The organism is Ensifer sp. R-19 (assembly GCF_049905105.1).
Taxonomy (GTDB): domain Bacteria; phylum Pseudomonadota; class Alphaproteobacteria; order Rhizobiales; family Rhizobiaceae; genus Ensifer.
The window spans coordinates 1,988,674-2,002,201 of sequence record NZ_CP184570.1 but is presented as its reverse complement, the minus strand read 5'-3'; the positions used below and the strand labels follow the sequence as shown (position 1 = coordinate 2,002,201).

The following is a 13,528-nucleotide window of genomic DNA, read 5'->3' as shown; positions in this document are numbered from 1 at the left end:
GATTGCCGGGCCTTCTTGTCTTCTCGGCTGATTTCCACCTCCACTATCCCACCAGATTGCGGTAGATCGCCGGCAGTGCCGCGGGCAGGCGCGAGATGTTGCCGACCACGGCGTAGCCGTTCTGGCCGAACATGGCAGGCACATAGGACTTCGCCTCGCGATCGACCGTGACGGCGAAGGTGTTGATGCCGCTGCGCCGTGCTTCCGTGACCGCACGGCGGCTGTCTTCGAGCGCGAAGCGCCCCTCGTAATGGTCGATGTCGTTGGGCTTGCCGTCGGTCAGTACCAGGAGAAGCTTCTTGCGGTTCGGTTGTCGGCGAAGCTCGGCAGAGGCATGACGGATCGCGGCGCCGATGCGGGTGTAATAGCCGGGCTTCAGCGCCGCGATGCGCGCCTCGACCAGGGGTCCCATCGCCTCGTTGAAGGCTTTCACCGTTTCGACCCGCACCCAGTCGCGCCGTCGCGAGGTAAAGGTCAGGATCGAGTGGTTGTCACCGCAGGCCGACAGCCCGTGCGCCAGGATGAGCAGCGCCTCCTTCTCCACGTCGAGCACTCGCCGGTTGTCGGACCAGGAATCGGTCGACAGCGACACGTCGACGAGGATCGTCACCGCCAGATCGTGCACCTGCGGCCGGCTCATCAGATGGATGCGATCACTGCCCTGGCCGCCAGCGGCGAGATCGGTGCGGGCGCGCACGACCGCATCGAGATCGAGATCGGCGCCGTCGAGTTGCGCGCGCAGCATCTCGTGCCGCGGGCGCAGCACTTCGAACTGGCGCCGCACCCGGCGGATCAGGCTCTTGCTTTCCTCCGTGAGCTCGGTCCGCTCTTCCTGGGCCGAGGCAGGCGTCGCCAGCACCCGGCAATGGTCCTTGAGGTATTGTCCGGTTCGGTAGTTCCATTCGGGATAGGTGAGCTCGGCCGTCAACGGCGTCGCATCGACGGCTTCCGGCGGCAGGTCGAGATCGAAGCGGAAGCGTGCCGAGGGGCGTCCCTTGCGCTCGCCAAGCGTCATGTCGTCGAGTTCCTCGGCCGCCTTGCTGTCGTGGTCGTCGCTGTCGTCGCCGGGACGGTCGACATTGACCATTTCGGCCATGGCGAGGATCTTCTCGAAGCGGTTGAGAATGAAGGGGCTGCGCTCCCCCTTGCGGTTTTCCGGATTTTCGCGCACGGCGACGTGGCGTTCGACTTCGGCAACCGCACTCTGAGTGCCCGGTGTCGCGGCGACATCCTCGTCGCGCGTGGTCGTCGTTTCTGTGCGCAGCAGCGTGTCTGGCCAAAGCGGCATCGGCAGCATCGGCAGGTAGCCGGGCGGCGCGCGATGCGGGAAGATCACCGGCAGCGTCGCATCCGCCTCACCTACGACCTTGCGCAACAGGCGCAGGATACGGTTTTCGAGATGCTGCTCGATCGACGGCAGCGCGCCACGCTGGCGCTCGGCAAGCGTCGCCTCGGCCAGGCGCCGATAGCGCCGCCGGAGACCGGGGAACCGCTGGAATACTTCCTCGACCGTTTCCTGGGCGCGCGATACGAGCGCCAGGTCGCGACGGAGCGGATCGGTTTCGTCGATGGGATCAACGGGCATCGTCGCCATATAGGCGACGAGCCAGTGATAGAGATCCCGGTTCAGGTCTTTCGTCGGAAAAATATCGATCTCGCCCGGCAGCATCAGCGACGCGTGGTCGCGCGCCGGCTGGACGAGCTTCTCTTCGCCGAGCCCCATGCGCTGCCGCCAGCGCAAGCGATGGCCCGACGTGCGCCCGCGGGCGGGTACGATCTGCACCGCCGCCTCGCCGCCGTGTCCGCGAAATGAGACGCCGAGCACCGGCATCATATCGGCGAGCTTCACCGCGTGTTCCGGGTAACGCCGCCAGGTTCTGGTATTACCGACGAAGCGGTGCCAGGCCCGTCCGACGGTCTCTTCGAGCTCGAGGAAATCAAGCATGGTCCACCTCAGGCGATCAGCGAACCGGCCACTTCGAGAAGTGCTGCGCGCACATCCGGTTCATCCGTGAGCGGTTCGATCATCGCGGCGCGCACCGCGTCCCTGACCGGCATGCCGGCATCGATCAGCGAGGCGCAATAGACGAGCAGCCGGGTCGACACGCCTTCTTCCAGATCATGCCCCTTAAGCGCACGCAGCCGCTGCGCGAGGTTGACGAGCGGCGCCACCTGGCTTTCCAGCAATCCACTTTCCTGGGAAACGACTGATATCTCTTCGTTCCGCGGCAGAAAGTCGAACTCGATCGCCACGAAGCGCTGCCTTGTGCTGGGCTTCAGGCTCTTGAGCAAGTTCTGGTAGCCGGGATTGTAGGAGACGATCAGCATGAAGCTCGACGGAGCCTCGAGCAGTTCGCCGGTGCGTTCGAGCGGCAGCATGCGGCGATCGTCGGTGAGCGGGTGCAGGACGACGGCCACGTCCTTGCGGGCCTCGACGATCTCGTCGAGATAGCAGACGCCGCCATTGCGCACGGCGCGGGTCAGGGGGCCGTCGACCCAGACGGTGTCGCCGCCCTTCAGGAGATAGCGGCCGGTGAGATCGGCGGCGGCAAGGTCGTCGTGGCACGAAACGGTCGAAAGCGGCAGGCCGAGCTTCGCTGCCATGTGGCTGACGAAACGGGTCTTGCCGCAACCGGTCGGTCCCTTGAGGAGCAGCGGCAGTTGCCGCACCCAGGCGCTTTCGAAAAGCGCGCATTCATTGCCGGAGGGACTATAGGCGGGAATATCGAGCGCCGCGCGGCTGACGGCGGTTTGGACAGGGCTCATGGCAAGTCTCCATGGTGGGATTTCTTGGGGGTGCCGGCGCGGCAAGCCGCGCCGGTTGCTTGGTCATTCGGCAGGCTGGACGATGCTGGCGAGCTTTGCGCTGCGCTCGCGGCCGGGGACGAGAACCGCCCAGATGAACATCAGCGCCGAGATCAGCACGACGGCACCGGAGCCGAGGCGGATCCAGTAGAACAGCGCGAGCTGGTCCTGGACGTCCATGTAGCTTTCGCCGAGCACCCGCTGCAGGTGCGCCTGGAGGACACCGGCGAAGGTGAGCGCGAAGGTCATGACCGACATGGCGGTGCACATGGTCCAGAAGCTCACCATCGACAGCCACTGGTTATAGGGCGCGCGGCCGCGGATCTCCGGGATGGCATAGGCCATGACCGCCAGGTTCAGCATCACATAGGCGCCGAAGAAGGCGAGGTGTCCGTGGGCCGCGGTCACCTGCGTGCCGTGGGTGTAGTAGTTCACCGAAGACAGCGTGTGCAGGAAGCCCCAGACGCCGGCACCGAAGAAGGCCATAACCGAGCAACCGATGGACCAGAGGAGGGCTGCGCGATTCGGATGCTTGCGGCCGGCCTTCCAGGTCATCACGAAGGTGAAGATCACCATGGTGAAGAAGGGGGCCACTTCGAGCGTCGAGAACAGCGAACCGATCCACTGCCAGTAGCCCGGCGCACCGATCCAGTAATAGTGGTGGCCTGTGCCGAGAATACCGGAGAAGAGCGCCAGGCCGACGATGACATAGAGCCACTTCTCGACGACTTCGCGGTCGATGCCGTTGAGCTTGATCATCAGGAAGGCGAGCACCGATGCCATGATCAGCTCCCAGACGCCTTCGACCCAGAGGTGAACGACGTACCACCAGTACATCTTGTCGAGCGCCAGGTTGATCGGGTTGTAGAAGGCGAAAAGGAAGAAGATCGCCACACCCCAGAGCCCGAAGATCAGGATGTTGGTGACGGTGGTCTTGCGGCCTTTCAGCACCGTCAGCGTGATGTTGTAGAGAAACATCAGCGCGACGATGACGATTCCCACCTTGATTGCGAAGGGCTGTTCGAGGAATTCGCGCCCCTCATGAATGTGCAGGAGGTAGCCGACGACGGCGACGGCCGCGGCGATCAGGAAGATCCAGAACTGCGCAATGGCGATCTTCGTGCTGTAGAGTTCGGTTTCCGCCTCTTCCGGCAGCAGGTAATAGGTCGCGCCCATGAAGCCCATGAGCAGCCAGACGATCAGCGCGTTGGTGTGGACCATGCGCACGATATTGAAGGGCAGGAGCTCGGAGAGCGTATTGGGTAGGACATAGATGGTGCCGGCAAGCACGCCGAACAGCACCTGGGCGAGGAACAGGCCGAGCGCTCCGTAGAAGTAGAGCATCGCGACCTTCTGGGTTTGGTATTTCATGGTGTCACACTCCAATTGCTCTGCTCAACCCGCCTCGTTCGGCGGCCAGTTCTGGGTCTTGATGCGGCTCGTCCATTCGAGGAAATCGGCGAGGTCGTTGAGTTCCTGTTCGGAGAGGTTGAACTGCGGCATCTGTCGCCGCCCCTCGATGCCGGTCGGCTGGGCGGCCATCCAGGCTTTGAGCGTTTCGCGGGCGCCGTCTCGATCGGCCTCGCCGCCGAAGCGCTTCCAGACATTGCCGAGCTCGGGCGCGAAATAGGCGCCCTCGCCCAGGAGCGTGTGGCAGTTGATACAAGAGTTCTTTTCCCAGACGTGTTTGCCGCGTGCGACCGCATCGGTCAGCGTCGTTTCATCCGTCGAGGTCGTCCGCATGTAGTAGTGGCTGTGAGCTGTCAGCCCGACGAAGATTGCGAAGAAAAAGAAGGACCCGCCGTAAAAGACGTTACGGGCCCCGGTTTTGGTGAGGCGTTCTGCCATCACGTGGTCCTTTCGATTTCAGTTGGCCGCGAAGAGCGCGGCCGGCTGATCTGATCCCCTCCCCGTGTGGCGTCGGTACTTCCAACGCCGGCAACAATCGGGGCGAACCCATGTCTAGGGAAATCGGCGGCGGCTTCTTTGCGTTTCGGCAAACAAGTCGGCGGGTGAGCTCAGATGAAGAGAACAGTGCTCAACACCTGCTTCGCTGCGGCGAGCAGGACGAGCGTTACGGGCCAAATCAAAAGGCCTAAGCGAAGGGCGGACGGCGCCTGCCTGAGCCCCATGAAATCGAGCGCGACGAACCGGCATTTGACGACGGCGAGCCCGAGCAAGACCGCGATGACGGGAGCTGTCGGCCCGGCGATCGCCATCAACGCCATGCCCGCGATCACGACCACGGCGAGCACGAGCCAGGTGTTGAACAATTGTCGGGGATTTCGGTCGGTCATGGCACTCACACGAGATAGACGAGCGGAAACATCACGATCCAGACGAGATCGATCACATGCCACAGCGTGGTGATCAGGGTGACGTTGCCGGATGCCGGGCGCCACGCAACGATGAGCAGCACAAAGGCACCGAAGACGACGTGCAGCAGATGGAAACCGGTGACGAGGAAATAGAGTTCGAAGAAGGAGCCGAATGCAGGATCGCCGGCGACGCCCGCCTCCGTGCTGTATTCGAAGAGCTTGATCGCCACGAAGGCAAAGCCGATAAGCGCGGCATTCACCAGCGCCCGCCGGCGCTGCCCGAGCGACGCCCGCGGCCTTGTCGCCAGGGCCGCCTGCCAGCCGCTGGTCAGAAGAACAAGCGTGTTGATACCGGCAAGCAGCGGATCGAGATGCAAACGGGCGGCAACAAACGCGTCCGGCTGGACGAGACCGACAAGCAGAAAACCGGCAAGCAAAATGCCGAAGGCGGCAAGTTCGCTCCAGACGAGCACCCAGAGCAGCAGTGTGTCCGTCGTGTCCTCTTCCGCCGTCGCGGCAATCGGATTACTGCGCGCATCCATGTCAGCGCCTCCGTCAAAAAACTTGAGGCTTGAGCTAGGCACGGGCGCCCACCCTGTCTTTGCGATTGAGCAAAGAAGGCGGCAGGGGGCGGGGCTATTGGCGGGAAACAAAGGAGCCTTCCGATGACAGACGCACAGATCGGCCTTTCCGTCGCCACCCCCATCATCATCGTCTTCGCCCTGGTGCTTTATCGTATGGGCGTGCTTCAGCGCGGCGCGACGCTGTCGGCGATCCTCTCCTCCGTTGCAATCGCGATCGTTCTCTTCCTCGATCGCTAAGGCGCGAAGTCTTCCGCGGCGCCAGCTGCCTGGACCTAAGGGAGTGGACTCATAACCACGCTCGCGGACGGCTTGTCAGATTCCGCTTTTGGAGCGATGAGCCGCCCTTCCAAGTCATGCTATAATCGGAGTTCGAGCCTCGCGGTTGACACATGTCAGCACTGCTCAGCTTCGGTTTCTTCCGCATCCAAACTGGGCGCGTGTCGCGGGCGCGGAGCGATGCAGAAGAGTTCAGCCTGACGAGCTGCCCTCTCTCACGGACTAGGGGAGGATCAGGGTATGATCGACCAATGGCTATTCAAGAGCGAGACTTACGATAACTGCAATTGCGCCATGAACTGCGGCTGCCAGTTCAACCTGCCGAGCACCCACGGCTATTGTCAGTCGGCATTCGTCGGCAACATTGTGGAAGGCTACTTTGGCGATACGCCGATAGCGGGCCTGAACTGGGCGGCGATGTACAAGTGGCCAGGTGAAATCAAGGATGGAAACGGCCAGCGCCTGATCGTTATCGACGAGCGTGCGGATCAAGCGCAACGGAGCGCGCTTGAAGCGATCATCTCGGGCGAAGCAGGCGAACCACTCAGCAATCTGTTCTCCGTGTTCGCATCCACATGCTCGGAGTTTTGCGAGACATTGTTCCTGCCGATTCATCTTGAAGCGGACCTGGAACTCAGAACCGCCAGAGTAGAGATACCCGGCGTCATGCGCAGCAGCGGTCGGCCGATGATCAACGAGTTTACTGGTCAACCGTTCCACATTGCGATGGCACGTCCGAGTGGCAGTTTCGAGTTTACCTACGCAGAGATCGGGCTAGGTACGACTGCGGTCACCGGAAGTATGGAGATGGCCTACGAGGATTCATGGGCGCATTTTTGTGTTCACCACTTCAATCAGAATGGTTTGGTCCGCGAAAGATCAAGACTGACTGCATGGCTTGATCGATTGACACCGCGTCCGTGAATGACGGCGACGGAGCCAAGCCCGGCCAAAGGCCGCGGCCGTGTTCCGGGCTTGCAAACTCCAAGTCACAATCTGATTGCTGTGACAAGGACGCCCGTCGCCAACGCGTTCGTATCGCGCGAGACAAGCGTCCGAGCCATGAACGGTCACGCCGCAGACTTTGAGAAATGTCAAAGAGGACCGTTGCCGTTGGGTGTAGTTCAAGCACGACACTCAACGGAGCAGATCGATGCAGCAGCAATTTTCGGAACACCACGAGCTGGGACAGGCTTACCGCGAGCTTCTTTCGCTGTGCGATCGCCTCGAGACGCTCGCCGATTCCATTCCGCGCCGCATCGACCTGACAAGCTGCCGCGTGATCATGACGGAACTTCCGGAAAAGCTCCGGCGCGTCCACGCGCTGGAGGAAATGATCCTGTTTCCTGCAGTCGAAGACCGGCGAGCGACTGATGATCGCGACGCCTTGATCGCCCGACTGCGCGCCGAACACGACCAGGACGATCGGGCAGCCGCCGAACTGGTGCACGTGCTGAAGGCCGTTCTCGACAACAGGGCTTCGCTCAGCTGGGATGCGATCGGCTACATGTTGCGGGGCTTCTTCGAAACCGTTCGCCGCCACGTGGCAACGGAACGCCTGCTTCTCTGGCGCCATGCGTGAGGAGATCGACATGACCTATTTCCTCCTCGCCTTCGCCGTCTTCCTCCTGCTCCATCTGGTGCCGGCCTGGCCGGCGCTGCGCCAGGGCCTGATCGACCGGCTCGGCCGCTCGACCTATTTCGCGGTCTACTCGCTGCTGTCGCTGCTCGCTCTCGGGTTCGTTTTTCACGCAGCGCTGCAGCTCGATTTCATCCCGCTCTGGGAACCGGCCGCCTGGCAGGCGTGGATGACCTTCATGCTGGCGCCGCTAGGGATCTTTCTCGTGCTGGCCGGCCTCTTCAGCGAGAACGCGCTGTCGATCTCGATCTACCAGGGCAACGAGCGGCCCGGCGCCATCGTGACGATCACCCGTCATCCGGTGCTCTGGGGCTTCCTCCTCTGGGCCGCCGGTCACATCGTGCCCAATGGCGACCTGCGCTCGCTCGTGCTTTTCGGCGGCTTCGCGCTGTTTTCCGTCGGCGGTTTTTTCATGCTCGAAAAGCGCGCACGCCGTCGTCTCGGTGACGGCTGGCAAGCGGCCTCGAAGGGCACATCGGTCTGGCCCTTCGCAGCGATTATTCGGGGCGAAACCCGTTTGCGTGCCGATCCGGTGATGATCATCGCCGCCTTTGCCACCGTGGCGATTGCCGTCTGGCTGCTGCTTGGCGGTCACGAGGTCCTCTTCGGCGCCGACCCGCTGCTCCAGGCTGCTGCCTTCGACTAGCCTTCACCTTGCCAGGCCTTTGCCAGCGGGGCGATCGGCAGCGCCAGGAGGTCGATAGCCCGCGCCGCCAGATGGTCGACGATGGCGTCCACGGTTTCAGGTCGATGGTAGAAGGCCGGCACGGGCGGCATGATGATCGCCCCCATTTCGGTGACGGCGCACATGTTGCGCAGGTGACCGAGATGCAGCGGCGTCTCTCGCGCCATCAGTATCAGCCTGCGGCGCTCCTTCAGATGCACGTCGGCGGCGCGAACCACGAGATTGTCGGCCATGCCGGCGGAGATAGCCGCGAGCGTACGCATGGAGCACGGAGCAATGATCATGCCCGCCGTCGAAAACGACCCGCTCGCAATCGCCGCACCGATGTCGGCGTGATCATAGGTTCGGGTAGCCCTACGTAACAGCGACGGAAGCGCCTCCGCGCCAACCTCGTGCGCGAGTGTGCGGTGCGCCGCCGGCGACAGGACGAGATGCATCTCGACGCTTTCGATATCGCTGAGCCGCTCGGCGATGCGCACCGCAATCGCTGCACCGGAAGCGCCGGTGACGCCGAGCACGATCTTCATTCGGGTCATCGTGTCAGTCCTCCAAGCCCGAGACCGGCCCAGATCGCATCGACCTGACCGATGACCTCTGGCGACATTTCGAGGACCCGCCCCCAGTCGCGATCGGTTTCGGTGCCTATCTTGTTGGTGGCGTCGAGCCCGAGCTTGCCGCCGAGGCCAGAGCGCGGCGAGGCGAAGTCGAGATAGTCGATCGGCGTACCCTCGATCACGGTCACGTCGCGGCTGGCATCGAAACGAGTCGCCAAGGCCCATATCACATCGGACCAGTTGCGCACGTCGATATCGGGATCGACGGCGATAATCAGCTTGGTGTAGCTGAACTGCGGCAGCATCGACCAAAGCCCCATCATCACACGCTTGGCCTGTCCCGGGTAACGTTTGTCGATCGAGACGACCATGGCCCTGTAGGAACAGGCTTCCGGAGGCAGCCAGAGATCGGATATCTCCGGAAACTGCTTGCGAACCAGCGGCACGAACAGCCTGTTCATCGCTTCACCGAGCCGCGAGGGCTCATCCGGCGGCCGGCCGGTATAGGTCGAGAGATAAAGCGGGTTCCGGCGCATGGTGATCGCCGACAGACGCATGACCGGGAACGGCTCGACCGAATTATAGTAGCCGGTGTGGTCGCCATAGGGACCCTCCTCTACCGTTTCGACGGCAGAGACGGTACCCTCCAGCACGATCTCCGCATTGGCCGGCACCGAAAGCGGCACGGTCTTCGCCTTCACAAGCTGTGTCCTGCCGCGCCTGAGCAGTCCTGAAAAATTCAGCTCGCTCAACCCGTCGGGCAGCGGCATGACGGCAGCTAGGATCGTTGCCGGGTCGGCGCCAATAACGACCGCTATCGGCATATCCTGACCCAGCCGTTGCCACAGACGGTGGTGGCGGGCGCCGCCGCGGTGCGCGAGCCAGCGCACGATGGCACGATCGGGGCCGAGCACCTGCATGCGATAGATGCCGACATTGACATCCAGCGGATCATCCGGGGCGCGCGTGATCACCAGCGGCCAGGTGATGAGCGGCGCCGGCTCGCCCGGCCAGCACCATTGGACCGGCAGGCGCCCGAGGTCGATTTCGTGATCACGCCAGACGACCTCCTGGCAGAGTGCGCGCGTTACCTTTCGCGGCCGCATATACATCGCCGATCTCAATAGAGGCAGCCGACCCCAGGCGTCGCGCAGCGACTGCGGCGCTCTGGGGTCGCGCAGTTCCGCCAGTTCGGCGGCAAGCGCATCGAGCCCTCCCGGCATCAGGCCGAAACCGCGTTCGATCCGGCGTTCCGACCCGAAGAGATTGGTGAGAAGCGGGATCGGCTGCACGGCGCCAGAGGCATCGATCGGCTGCTCGAAAAGAAGCGCCGGCCCGTCGTCCGCAAGCACGCGGCGGTGGATCTCGGTCATCTCGTGCACCAGCGAAACCGGCCGTGAGATGCGCTTCAGGTCGCCCTCGCGCTCGAGCGTATCGACAAATTCCTGAAGCGTTGCAAAGCCCTGGGACGGGCGGAAGGTCCTGTTCATGGAGCCTGTTTGTGGCGGCGAATGGCCCTTGTCTTTGACGTGGCGCAAACAACCGGCGGCGGCGGGCGACTAGCATGCGCCGCATCGTCCGATTCCGTCGCTTCGCAGGTAGCCCCAAAAGGTAACAATGTCACTTCCGCTCGCGATCACCGCACCTCTCAGCTTCGTTCCCATCATCGCCATCGAAAGCGTGGTGCAACGTGTCTTCACCCGCGTGATCGAGACCCATCCCGGCCTCTTCGATCGCTTGGCTGACCATGCCAACAAACGCTACGCCTTCCTGCCCTCCGATCTGCCGATCGGCTTTCTCGTCGAACCGGCCGTGCCGCGCATTTCCGTCCATCGCAAGGAGCGCGCGCCGGCTTCCGATGCCTGCATGGAAGGCGAATTGGTGCTGCTGCTGGCCCTGCTCGAAGGCCGTGTCGATGGCGACGCCGTCTTCTTCTCGCGTGATCTCACCGTCAGCGGCGACATGGAGGCGATGCTGGCGCTGCGCAACGCACTCGACGATTGCGAAATCGATCTCCCACGCGATCTTGCGCGGATGAGTGGGCCGTTCGCACCGCTCGTGCGCCGCGCCACGGAGGAAATCCGCGAGCGCGCACTTGGCCGTGTTGTCAAGGAGGAGGCTCCCCAATGGAACTGATCTGCCCCGCCGGCACGCCGGCCGCCTTCCGCGAAGCCGTCGATGCCGGCGCCGACGCGGTCTATTGCGGTTTTCGCGACGAAACCAACGCACGCAATTTTCCCGGGCTGAACTTCTCCCGAGAGGAACTCCGGACGGCAATTGCCTATGCCAAGCAGCGCAAGGTGATGACCTTCGTCGCGATCAACACCTTCATGCGCGCCGGCCAGGAGACGCTCTGGCACCAGGCGGTGGACGACGCCGTGGCACTCGGCGCCGATGCCGTCATCCTCGCCGACTTCGGCCTGATGGCCTACACGGTCGAACGCCATCCGCAACAGCGGCTGCATGTCTCCGTGCAAGCCTCCGCCTCCAATGCCGATGCCGTTCGGTTCCTTGTCGAGGCTTTCGCGGCAAAACGCGTCGTGCTGCCACGCACGCTGACGATCGCCGACATCGCCCGACTAGCCAAACAGATCGATTGCGAGATCGAGGTCTTCGCCTTTGGCGGCCTCTGCGTCATGGCCGAGGGGCGTTGCTCGCTCTCTTCCTACGCCACGGGCAAGTCGCCCAACATGAACGGCGTCTGCTCGCCCGCAAGCCATGTGCGCTACCGCCAGGACGGGCGCGAACTCGTCTCCGAGCTCGGCGACTACACGATCAACCGCTTCCCGGCCGGAGAGGCCGCCGGCTACCCGACGCTCTGCAAGGGGCGCTTCGATATTGCCGACGAACGCGGTTATGCCTTCGAGGATCCGGTTTCGCTCGACGTGATGGACCATATCGATGCGCTGCGCAGCGCGGGCGTCAGCGCGCTGAAAATCGAAGGGCGGCAGCGCGGCAAGGCCTATGTTGCCGAGGTCGTCTCGGTCATGCGGCGGGCACTGACCGCCGGCGCCGCCGAGCGGCCCGCTTTGGTATCGCGGCTGAAAGCGCTTAGCGAAGGCCAGAAGACGACAACAGGCGCCTATGAAAAGCGCTGGAGGTAATCGGCCCATGACCACATCTACGAGCCCATCCAAACCCGCCTTGAGCCTCGGCCCAGTCTATTATCTCTGGGACGGCCCCAAGTGGCGCGACTTCTATTTCCGCATCGCCGACGAGGCGCCGATCGCCCATGTGACGATCGGCGAGGCCGTCTGCTCGAAACGGCTGCATTTCATCGAACCGCATATCGGAGAGGTCATCGAGCGGCTGGAGAGTGCCGGCAAAGAGGTAAGCCTCGCCTCGCTGGCGCTGGTGACGCTGGAACGCGAAAGCCAGCTGGTGCGCGGGCTGGTGCGTGACAGCACCTACCCGATCGAGGCCAACGACCTATCCGCGCTGCACCTGCTTGCCGGCAGGCCGCATTCGATCGGACCACTGGTCAACGTCTACAATGGCGCCACGGCCCGGCTATTGTCCTCGAGGGGCGCAACGAGCATCTGTCTGCCGCCTGAACTGCCGATGGCGTCGGTGCGCGGCATCATCAAGGAAAATCCGGGCCTCGCTTTCGAGATCTTCGCCTTCGGCCGCGTGCCACTGGCGATCTCGGCACGCTGCGCCCATGCGCGCTCCAAGAGCCTGATCAAGGACAATTGCCAGTTCATCTGCGGCGAGGACACGGATGGCCTGACCGTCGAGACGCTCGACCGTCAACCTTTCCTCGCACTGAACGGCGTGCAGACCATGTCGCACACCTGCCAGGCGCTGATGCAGGAACTGCCTGAACTTGCCGCCGCCGGCGTCTCCCGGATCCGGCTGTCCCCACAGGACTGCGACATGGTCGCCGTCGCCGAGATCTATGGCGACGCGATCGCCGGCCGGCGCGCCATCGACGAAAGCCTGGCACGCCTCGAGTCTGTCTATCCGGGAGTCCCGTTTTCCAATGGCTTCCACCACGGCCAGACGGGAGCGGCCTGGGTCAAGGTACCAGCGTCCTTGGCGATCCCGGCTGCCTGAGTCGCGGGCCGGCCACACTTCTGCCGGGCGGCGAGGAAGCAACGATGCCGACTTCCGTCACATCGCCTCGTCCCAATGGCTGGTGGGCGGCACTACGCCCTTGGTGAACAGGAAGCAGCCATAAAGGCGCGCCTCGCCGGTCACGATGACGCAATAGGCGCGTCTTGCTTCCTCGTAGAAGGCGAAGCGCTCGATCGCGTACATCTTCGGCGCGTCGCCATCCGCCCGTGCGATTTCGGCCTGCACCTCCCGCTGGACATCCGGCAACTCCCCCGCCTTGGCTTCTGGTGCCATTCGAGCGGCGGAAGGCTGCAACGGCGTATCGAGCGGCATGACGGAGAGGATGGCTCTGGCTGCGCGCGCAGCCGAAACATTGGCAATGTGTAGCGGCAGGCCAAGCCGGGTGTGGCGGGCTATCGTGTCGGCCGGAAAGTTCGCGTCGACGAGCGCGATCCGGTCTCCGTGGCCCATGGAGCGAAGCGCGTGCAACACGTCCGCATTCAGCGCCGGGTCAACATTCATAAGCATCAGCCTGTCCTTTCCTCAGCTTGTCTCTGCCCATGGAAATCCGGGCACGAAACTGCAATGCGTGCGGCCTTATCACCCCAGCA

Annotated in this window: 16 protein-coding genes; 7 read left to right on the top strand and 9 right to left on the bottom strand. The window is 63.3% G+C overall.

What is annotated here, in order from left to right:
• Positions 1 to 43: 43 nt before the first annotated feature.
• The 6 genes from ACN9MO_RS28460 to ACN9MO_RS28435 all read right to left on the bottom strand — a co-directional run bounded on the left by ACN9MO_RS28460 (position 44) and on the right by ACN9MO_RS28435 (position 5,665).
• Entirely contained in the window at positions 44 to 1,945 is a 1,902-nt protein-coding gene (locus tag ACN9MO_RS28460; protein ID WP_113132502.1) for a nitric oxide reductase activation protein NorD, read from the bottom strand.
• A gap of 8 nt (positions 1,946 to 1,953) precedes the next feature.
• Complete coding sequence (locus ACN9MO_RS28455; RefSeq protein ID WP_057251868.1) at positions 1,954 to 2,766, bottom strand: CbbQ/NirQ/NorQ/GpvN family protein; 813 nt, start codon at positions 2,764 to 2,766, stop codon at positions 1,954 to 1,956.
• 63 nt (positions 2,767 to 2,829) lie between these two features.
• Entirely contained in the window at positions 2,830 to 4,176 is a 1,347-nt protein-coding gene (locus ACN9MO_RS28450; RefSeq protein WP_057251869.1) for a nitric-oxide reductase large subunit, read from the bottom strand.
• A gap of 24 nt (positions 4,177 to 4,200) precedes the next feature.
• A complete protein-coding gene (locus ACN9MO_RS28445; RefSeq protein WP_057251870.1) occupies positions 4,201 to 4,653 on the bottom strand; it encodes a c-type cytochrome in 453 nt (150 codons plus the stop codon).
• Positions 4,654 to 4,823: 170 nt separating this feature from the next.
• Complete coding sequence (locus ACN9MO_RS28440; RefSeq protein ID WP_057251871.1) at positions 4,824 to 5,102, bottom strand: cytochrome C oxidase subunit IV family protein; 279 nt, start codon at positions 5,100 to 5,102, stop codon at positions 4,824 to 4,826.
• A gap of 5 nt (positions 5,103 to 5,107) precedes the next feature.
• Entirely contained in the window at positions 5,108 to 5,665 is a 558-nt protein-coding gene (locus tag ACN9MO_RS28435; protein WP_112946263.1) for a cytochrome c oxidase subunit 3, read from the bottom strand.
• Positions 5,666 to 5,788: 123 nt separating this feature from the next.
• Here ACN9MO_RS28435 and ACN9MO_RS28430 point away from each other — a divergent pair, with 123 nt between their 5' ends.
• The 4 genes from ACN9MO_RS28430 to ACN9MO_RS28415 all read left to right on the top strand — a co-directional run bounded on the left by ACN9MO_RS28430 (position 5,789) and on the right by ACN9MO_RS28415 (position 8,268).
• Positions 5,789 to 5,944 (top strand): hypothetical protein, encoded by a 156-nt coding sequence (locus ACN9MO_RS28430; protein WP_089044838.1) that lies wholly within the window; start codon positions 5,789 to 5,791, stop codon positions 5,942 to 5,944.
• A gap of 279 nt (positions 5,945 to 6,223) precedes the next feature.
• The gene (locus ACN9MO_RS28425; RefSeq protein ID WP_057251873.1) at positions 6,224 to 6,907 is read left to right on the top strand and encodes a DUF1326 domain-containing protein; all 684 of its coding nucleotides are present in this window, start codon (positions 6,224 to 6,226) and stop codon (positions 6,905 to 6,907) included.
• A 229-nt stretch (positions 6,908 to 7,136) separates the two neighbouring features.
• Positions 7,137 to 7,565 (top strand): hemerythrin domain-containing protein, encoded by a 429-nt coding sequence (locus tag ACN9MO_RS28420; protein ID WP_057251874.1) that lies wholly within the window; start codon positions 7,137 to 7,139, stop codon positions 7,563 to 7,565.
• A gap of 10 nt (positions 7,566 to 7,575) precedes the next feature.
• Positions 7,576 to 8,268 carry an NnrU family protein gene (locus ACN9MO_RS28415; protein WP_113132527.1) on the top strand — a complete coding sequence of 231 codons (693 nt, stop codon included), beginning with the start codon at positions 7,576 to 7,578 and terminating at the stop codon, positions 8,266 to 8,268.
• On the opposite strand, the gene ACN9MO_RS28410 is transcribed toward ACN9MO_RS28415, so the two are convergent.
• The gene (locus ACN9MO_RS28410) at positions 8,265 to 8,843 is read right to left on the bottom strand and encodes a UbiX family flavin prenyltransferase (RefSeq protein WP_057251875.1); all 579 of its coding nucleotides are present in this window, start codon (positions 8,841 to 8,843) and stop codon (positions 8,265 to 8,267) included. The genes ACN9MO_RS28415 and ACN9MO_RS28410 overlap by 4 nt on opposite strands.
• Positions 8,840 to 10,351 carry a UbiD family decarboxylase gene (locus ACN9MO_RS28405; protein WP_113132503.1) on the bottom strand — a complete coding sequence of 504 codons (1,512 nt, stop codon included), beginning with the start codon at positions 10,349 to 10,351 and terminating at the stop codon, positions 8,840 to 8,842. The genes ACN9MO_RS28410 and ACN9MO_RS28405 overlap by 4 nt, the downstream gene beginning before the upstream one ends.
• A 127-nt stretch (positions 10,352 to 10,478) precedes the next feature.
• Between ACN9MO_RS28405 and ubiT the strand changes: the two genes are divergently transcribed.
• The 3 genes from ubiT to ubiV are packed head-to-tail and all read left to right on the top strand — an operon-like array spanning position 10,479 to position 12,917.
• Positions 10,479 to 10,997 carry a ubiquinone anaerobic biosynthesis accessory factor UbiT gene (gene ubiT / locus ACN9MO_RS28400; protein ID WP_057251877.1) on the top strand — a complete coding sequence of 173 codons (519 nt, stop codon included), beginning with the start codon at positions 10,479 to 10,481 and terminating at the stop codon, positions 10,995 to 10,997.
• Complete coding sequence (ubiU, locus tag ACN9MO_RS28395; RefSeq protein WP_058329724.1) at positions 10,988 to 11,965, top strand: ubiquinone anaerobic biosynthesis protein UbiU; 978 nt, start codon at positions 10,988 to 10,990, stop codon at positions 11,963 to 11,965. The genes ubiT and ubiU overlap by 10 nt, the downstream gene beginning before the upstream one ends.
• Positions 11,966 to 11,972: 7 nt before the next feature.
• Entirely contained in the window at positions 11,973 to 12,917 is a 945-nt protein-coding gene (gene ubiV, locus ACN9MO_RS28390) for a ubiquinone anaerobic biosynthesis protein UbiV (RefSeq protein ID WP_113132504.1), read from the top strand.
• 57 nt (positions 12,918 to 12,974) lie between these two features.
• On the opposite strand, the gene ACN9MO_RS28385 is transcribed toward ubiV, so the two are convergent.
• Positions 12,975 to 13,445, bottom strand: coding sequence for an RbsD/FucU domain-containing protein (locus ACN9MO_RS28385; RefSeq protein ID WP_113132505.1), 471 nt, complete (start codon positions 13,443 to 13,445; stop codon positions 12,975 to 12,977).
• Between the last annotated feature and the right edge of the window lie 83 nt (positions 13,446 to 13,528).